Source organism: Mesobacillus sp., from assembly GCF_047739415.1.
In the GTDB taxonomy this organism is placed as follows: domain Bacteria; phylum Bacillota; class Bacilli; order Bacillales; family Cytobacillaceae; genus Mesobacillus.
Map to the genome: position 1 here is coordinate 22,924 of NZ_JBIQOE010000160.1, position 6,321 is coordinate 29,244.

Here is a 6,321-nt window from a genome sequence, read left to right on the forward strand (position 1 = left end):
CAACACCTTTATAGGAATCAAAGGAGGAAATACACATGGCAGTAAAAGTTGGTATTAACGGATTTGGAAGAATTGGACGCGTTGTTTTCCGCGCGGCATTGAACAACCCTAACGTAGAAGTAGTAGCAGTTAACGATTTAACTGATGCAAACATGCTTGCTCACCTTTTAAAATATGACACTGTTCACGGTACTTTAAATAAAGAAATTACAGTTGACGGTGATTACCTTGTAGTTGACGGCCACAAAGTAAAAGTACTTGCTGAAAGAGATCCAGCTCAACTTGGCTGGGGCGACCTTGGCGTAGAAGTAGTTGTTGAATCAACTGGACGTTTCACAAAGCGTGCTGACGCTGCGAAACACCTTGAAGCAGGCGCTAAGAAAGTAATCATCTCTGCACCAGCATCTGACGAAGATATTACAATCGTTATGGGTGTTAACGATGACAAGTACGATGCAGCTAACCACCACGTAATCTCAAATGCATCTTGTACTACAAACTGCCTTGCTCCATTCGCGAAAGTATTGAACGACAACTTCGGAATCAAGCGCGGTATGATGACAACTGTTCACTCATACACAAATGACCAGCAAATTCTTGACCTTCCGCACAAAGATTACCGTCGTGCGCGTGCTGCTGCGGAAAACATCATTCCTACAACAACTGGTGCTGCAAAAGCAGTTTCTCTAGTATTGCCTGAGCTTAAAGGCAAATTGAACGGTGGAGCTATGCGTGTTCCAACTCCAAACGTTTCATTAGTTGACCTTGTTGCTGAGCTTGACAAAGACGTTACAGTTGAAGAAATCAACGCTGCATTCAAGAAAGCTTCTGAAGGCGAACTTAAAGGAATCCTTGGCTACAGCGAAGAGCCGCTTGTATCAAGCGACTACAATGGCAATGCATACTCTTCTACAATCGATGCACTTTCAACAATGGTTATGGAAGGCAGCATGGTAAAAGTAATCTCTTGGTATGACAACGAGTCTGGTTACTCTAACCGTGTAGTTGACCTTGTTGATTTCATCGCTAAAAAAGGTCTATAAGCTTAGATTGGATTACCAATCCAATATTGACTATAATGTAGTAGGATGAAAAGGGGAGCGGGGTAATTCCCTCTCCTCTTTTTCTGCTTAATCGCGCATTTGCGCTATTTTAAAGGAGGTCTCTAGCCTTGAACAAAAAGACAGTAAAAGATGTGGATGTAAAAGGAAAACGAGTTTTTTGCCGCGTTGATTTCAACGTGCCGATGAAGGATGGACAAGTAACGGATGAAACAAGAATCCGTGCAGCGCTGCCAACAATCCAGTACCTGGTTGATCAGGGCGCGAAAGTCCTTCTTGCAAGTCACCTTGGCCGTCCAAAAGGGCAGGCTGTTGAAGAATTGCGTTTGACTCCAGTAGCAAAGCGTTTGTCTGAACTGCTTGGCAAGGATGTTAAGAAAACAGATGAAGCATACGGTGAATCTGTAAAATCCGAAATCGACAGCATGAACGAGGGCGATGTCCTGCTTCTTGAGAATGTCCGTTTCTATCCAGGCGAAGAGAAAAATGATCCTGAGCTTGCAAAGGCATTTGCAGAGCTAGCAGATTTATATGTGAATGATGCGTTTGGAGCTGCTCACCGTGCGCACGCTTCAACTGAAGGCATCGCCAAGCATCTTCCAGCAGTATCAGGCTTTTTGATGGAAAAAGAACTTGATGTCCTTGGTAAAGCATTGTCAAATCCAGAGCGCCCGTTCACAGCAATAATTGGCGGCGCGAAGGTTAAAGATAAGATCGGCGTAATTGACAACCTATTGGAAAAAGTAGATAACCTGATCATTGGAGGCGGACTTGCTTATACATTCGTAAAAGCACAGGGCCACGAAATCGGAAAATCTCTTTTAGAAGAAGATAAAATAGAATTGGCTAAGAGCTTCATGGAAAAAGCAAAGGCGAAAGGTGTTAACTTCTACATGCCTGTAGACGCCATCGTAGCTGATGATTTTTCTGCTGATGCAAACTCAAAGGTCGTAGCGATTGAAGAAATCCCTGCAGACTGGGAAGCTCTTGATATCGGGCCTAAGACAGCTGAAACGTACCGCGATGTCATTCAAAAGTCTAAATTGGTCATCTGGAACGGACCAATGGGCGTTTTCGAAATCGATAAGTTCGCACAAGGAACAAAAGCTGTTGCACAAGCTTTAGCCGATGCTAATGATACATATTCGGTAATCGGCGGAGGCGACTCTGCAGCGGCTGTAGAAAAATTCGGCCTGGCTGAAAAAATGAGCCACATCTCCACAGGCGGCGGCGCTTCCCTTGAATTCATGGAAGGCAAGCAGCTCCCTGGAGTAGTAGCATTGAACGATAAGTAAGTTTTTGTATGAGAATTATCAAGGCGGTATTGACAGCAGTTTAAGGGTGCGGATCCTGACACCTGCTGTCTATGCCCGCTGTATTAAAGAATGGCTGTGTAAAAGCTTACTACATTGTTAACACCTGTTGATTGCAGTGGAAGGTGCGAAGACTCCTGCGGGATCAGCTGGACAGGTGAGACCCCGCAGACGCCAACGGCGGCGAGGAGGCTCACCTCCGGCCCCGCGGAAAGCGAAGCGCCTGGAACGGAAATCAACAGCCTAATTTAACACAGCCCAAAAGCCCACTATCCAGAGGGAACTTTTTTAATAAGCATTACAACGCTGTATGAAACAGCAATCTTGAAAGGAAGTGTCAGCATGCGAAAACCTATCATTGCAGGTAACTGGAAAATGCATAAAACGCTGCCTGAAGCAAAGGATTTTATCGAAAAAGTGAGCGGACTTGTTCCATCAAAGGACAAGGTTGAATCTGTTGTTTGTGCTCCTGCTTTATTCCTTGGACAGCTTGTCGAGCTAACACAGAATACAGACGTCGAAATCGGGGCGCAAAACATGCACTTCGAGGAAAGCGGTGCTTTTACAGGCGAAGTCAGCCCTAAAGCATTGCAGGACATCGGTGCAAAATATGTCATCATCGGTCACTCTGAACGCCGTGAAATGTTCAATGAAACAGATGACACAGTTAATAAAAAGACTTTGTCTGCATTCAAATACAATCTGACTCCGATCGTTTGCTGCGGTGAAACACTTGAGCAGCGTGAAAATGGAGAAACAAACGAGTTTGTTGGCGGCCAGATCAAAGCAGGTCTAAATGGCTTGACGGACGAGCAGGTTAAGCAAACTGTCATCGCTTATGAGCCAATCTGGGCGATTGGAACAGGTAAATCTTCAACAGCTGAAGATGCGAACGAAACTTGCGCGCACATCCGCAAGGTAATCGCAGAGCAATTTTCACCAGAAGTGGCTGAAGCAGTCCGCATCCAGTACGGCGGAAGCGTAAAGCCAGCTAACATCAAGGAATATATGTCACAGCCTGACATCGACGGCGCATTGGTCGGCGGAGCAAGCCTTGAGACCGATTCCTTCTTGCAGCTATTGGAGGCAGGTTCCAATGAGTAAACAGTCACCAACAGCTTTGATCATTCTGGACGGCTTTGCATTGCGCGGCGAACGGATGGGTAATGCCGTTGCCCAGGCGAACAAGCCGAACTTTGACCGTTACTGGAATCACTATCCGCACGCACAGTTAATTGCGAGCGGGGAAGCGGTCGGCCTTCCAGAAGGCCAAATGGGTAACTCCGAGGTTGGACACCTGAACATTGGTGCTGGCCGCATCGTTTACCAGAGCCTTACACGCGTGAATATTTCGATTCGTGAAGGCGAGTTTGAAAGAAATGAAACTTTCCTTGCAGCGATCAAGCATGCAAAGGAAAAGGGCACAGCCCTCCACTTGATGGGCTTGCTGTCTGACGGCGGCGTGCACAGCCATATTGAGCATATGTATGCTTTATTGAAGCTTGCAGCCAGCGAGGGTCTGGAAAAAGTGTATGTACATGGATTCCTTGACGGACGTGATGTTGGACCGCAAACTGCGCCAGGTTTTATTGAACAAACATTAGAAAAAATGAACGAAATCGGTGTCGGTGAATTTGCGACGATTTCTGGGCGATACTATTCTATGGACCGCGATAAGCGCTGGGAGCGTGTGGAGAAATCCTACCGTTCAATGGTGTATGGCGACGGACCTACGTATTCGAACCCTATGGAGTTAATCGAAGATAACTATAATAACGGAATCTTTGATGAATTCGTTGTCCCATCTGTGCTTGTACGCAAGGATGGTTCACCGGTTGCAACGGTCCAGAATGATGATGCTGTGATTTTCTACAACTTCCGTCCTGACCGTGCAATCCAGATTTCAAACACTTTTACAAATAAAGACTTTCGTTCTTTCGATCGAGGCGATGCTCATCCTGAAAACCTTCACTTCGTCTGCTTGACGCACTTCAGCGAGACAGTTGACGGTTATGTGGCGTTCGAGCCATCAAACCTTGATAACACGGTTGGTGAAGTGATTTCACAGGCTGGCATGACTCAGCTTCGCATTGCTGAAACGGAAAAATATCCGCACGTAACGTTCTTCATGAGCGGCGGCCGCGAACAGGAATTCCCTGGTGAAAAGCGTATTCTGATTAACTCGCCTAAGGTTGCAACATATGACCTGAAGCCTGAGATGAGCGCTTACGAAGTGACGGATGCATTGATCAAGGAAATCGAAGCAGATAACTTCGACGCGATTTTATTGAACTTTGCGAACCCTGACATGGTTGGGCACTCTGGAATGCTTGAGCCGACGATCCAGGCTATTGAAACAGTTGACGAATGCCTTGGCCGCATCGTTGACTTGATCGTTTCAAAAGGCGGTACTGCAATCATCACTGCTGACCACGGAAACGCTGATGAGGTCGTGACGCTTGAAGGAAATCCAATGACTGCCCACACGACAAATCCGGTGCCTGTCATTGTAACTAAAGAAGGTGTTGAGCTTCGTGAAGACGGAATCCTCGGCGACCTTGCTCCAACTATATTAGAATTAATAGGACTGGATAAGCCAGCTGAAATGACAGGAACATCATTAATTAAAAAATAAGGAGAGATTACTATGCCATTCATTACAGACGTATATGCACGTGAAGTATTAGATTCCCGCGGTAACCCAACAGTTGAGGTAGAAGTTTTCACAGAATCAGGCGCATTCGGACGCGCACTAGTTCCAAGTGGTGCTTCAACTGGTGAATACGAAGCAGTTGAACTTCGTGACGGCGACAAAGGCCGCTACCTTGGTAAAGGTGTTTTAAAAGCAGTTGATAACGTAAATGAAATCATCGCTCCTTTCTTGGTTGGCGAAGAGTTCAACGTTCTTGACCAGAACGGGATCGACCAGGCGCTAATCGAATTAGACGGAACGGAAAACAAAGGCAAGCTGGGCGCTAACGCAATTCTAGGCGTTTCTATGGCTGTTGCACACGCTGCTGCAGACTACCTTGACCTTCCTTTATACCAATATCTTGGCGGATTCAACTCCAAGCAGCTTCCAGTTCCAATGATGAACATCGTTAACGGTGGCGAGCACGCTGACAACAACGTAGACATCCAGGAATTCATGGTAATGCCTGTTGGTGCTGAAAACTTCCGTGAAGCACTTCGTATGGGTGCGGAAATCTTCCACAGCCTGAAGGCAGTTTTAAAAGAAAAAGGCTTGAACACAGCAGTAGGTGACGAAGGCGGTTTCGCTCCAAACCTAGGTTCAAACGAAGAAGCTCTTCAAACAATCGTAACGGCTATCGAAAAAGCTGGCTATAAGCCAGGCGAGCAAATCATGCTTGCTATGGATGCTGCATCTTCTGAGTTCTACAACAAAGAAGACGGCAAGTACCACCTTTCTGGTGAAGGCGTAGTTAAAACGTCTGCAGAAATGGTTGACTGGTACGAAGAAATGGCTTCTAAATACCCAATCATTTCAATCGAAGACGGTTTGGATGAAAACGACTGGGAAGGCCACAAGCTATTGACTGAGCGCCTTGGCGGCAAAGTTCAGCTTGTTGGTGATGACCTGTTCGTTACAAACACTAAGAAGCTTGCTCAAGGGATCGAGCAAGGCGTTGGCAACTCAATCCTGATCAAAGTTAACCAAATCGGTACTTTGACAGAAACTTTCGACGCAATCGAAATGGCGAAGCGCGCAGGCTACACAGCTGTTATCTCTCACCGCTCTGGTGAAACAGAAGATTCAACAATCGCTGACATCGCTGTTGCAACAAACGCTGGCCAGATCAAGACTGGTGCACCATCACGTACAGACCGTGTAGCGAAGTACAACCAGCTTCTTCGCATCGAAGACCAGCTTGGCGAAACAGCTCGCTTCAACGGAATCAAATCTTTCTACAACCTTAAGAAGTAAT

General features: G+C 46.3%; 5 protein-coding genes. All 5 read left to right on the forward strand.

Annotated elements, in window-relative coordinates; translation table 11 throughout:
* Positions 1–35: 35 nt before the first annotated feature.
* The gene (gap, locus tag ACH0QE_RS12590) at positions 36–1,043 is read left to right on the forward strand and encodes a type I glyceraldehyde-3-phosphate dehydrogenase (RefSeq protein WP_213370605.1); all 1,008 of its coding nucleotides are present in this window, start codon (positions 36–38) and stop codon (positions 1,041–1,043) included.
* Between the two features lie 128 nt (positions 1,044–1,171).
* On the forward strand, positions 1,172–2,356 hold the full coding sequence (locus ACH0QE_RS12595) for a phosphoglycerate kinase (protein WP_415800993.1): 1,185 nt from the start codon (positions 1,172–1,174) through the stop codon (positions 2,354–2,356).
* A 360-nt stretch (positions 2,357–2,716) separates the two neighbouring features.
* Positions 2,717–3,478, forward strand: coding sequence for a triose-phosphate isomerase (gene tpiA / locus ACH0QE_RS12600; protein WP_415800994.1), 762 nt, complete (start codon positions 2,717–2,719; stop codon positions 3,476–3,478).
* Entirely contained in the window at positions 3,471–5,009 is a 1,539-nt protein-coding gene (gene gpmI, locus ACH0QE_RS12605; RefSeq protein WP_415800995.1) for a 2,3-bisphosphoglycerate-independent phosphoglycerate mutase, read from the forward strand. Before tpiA ends, gpmI begins: the two co-directional genes overlap by 8 nt.
* Positions 5,010–5,021: 12 nt before the next feature.
* On the forward strand, positions 5,022–6,320 hold the full coding sequence (gene eno, locus ACH0QE_RS12610; protein ID WP_415800996.1) for a phosphopyruvate hydratase: 1,299 nt from the start codon (positions 5,022–5,024) through the stop codon (positions 6,318–6,320).
* The last annotated feature ends 1 nt before the right edge of the window (position 6,321 follow it).

Excerpts from the sequence above, each read along its gene's own strand:
- gap (WP_213370605.1), top strand. The coding sequence starts at position 36 with ATGGCAGTAAAAGTTGGTATTAACGGATTTGGAAGAATTGGACGCGTT.
- tpiA (WP_415800994.1), top strand. The coding sequence starts at position 2,717 with ATGCGAAAACCTATCATTGCAGGTAACTGGAAAATGCATAAAACGCTG.
- gpmI (WP_415800995.1), top strand. The coding sequence starts at position 3,471 with ATGAGTAAACAGTCACCAACAGCTTTGATCATTCTGGACGGCTTTGCA.
- eno (WP_415800996.1), top strand. The coding sequence starts at position 5,022 with ATGCCATTCATTACAGACGTATATGCACGTGAAGTATTAGATTCCCGC.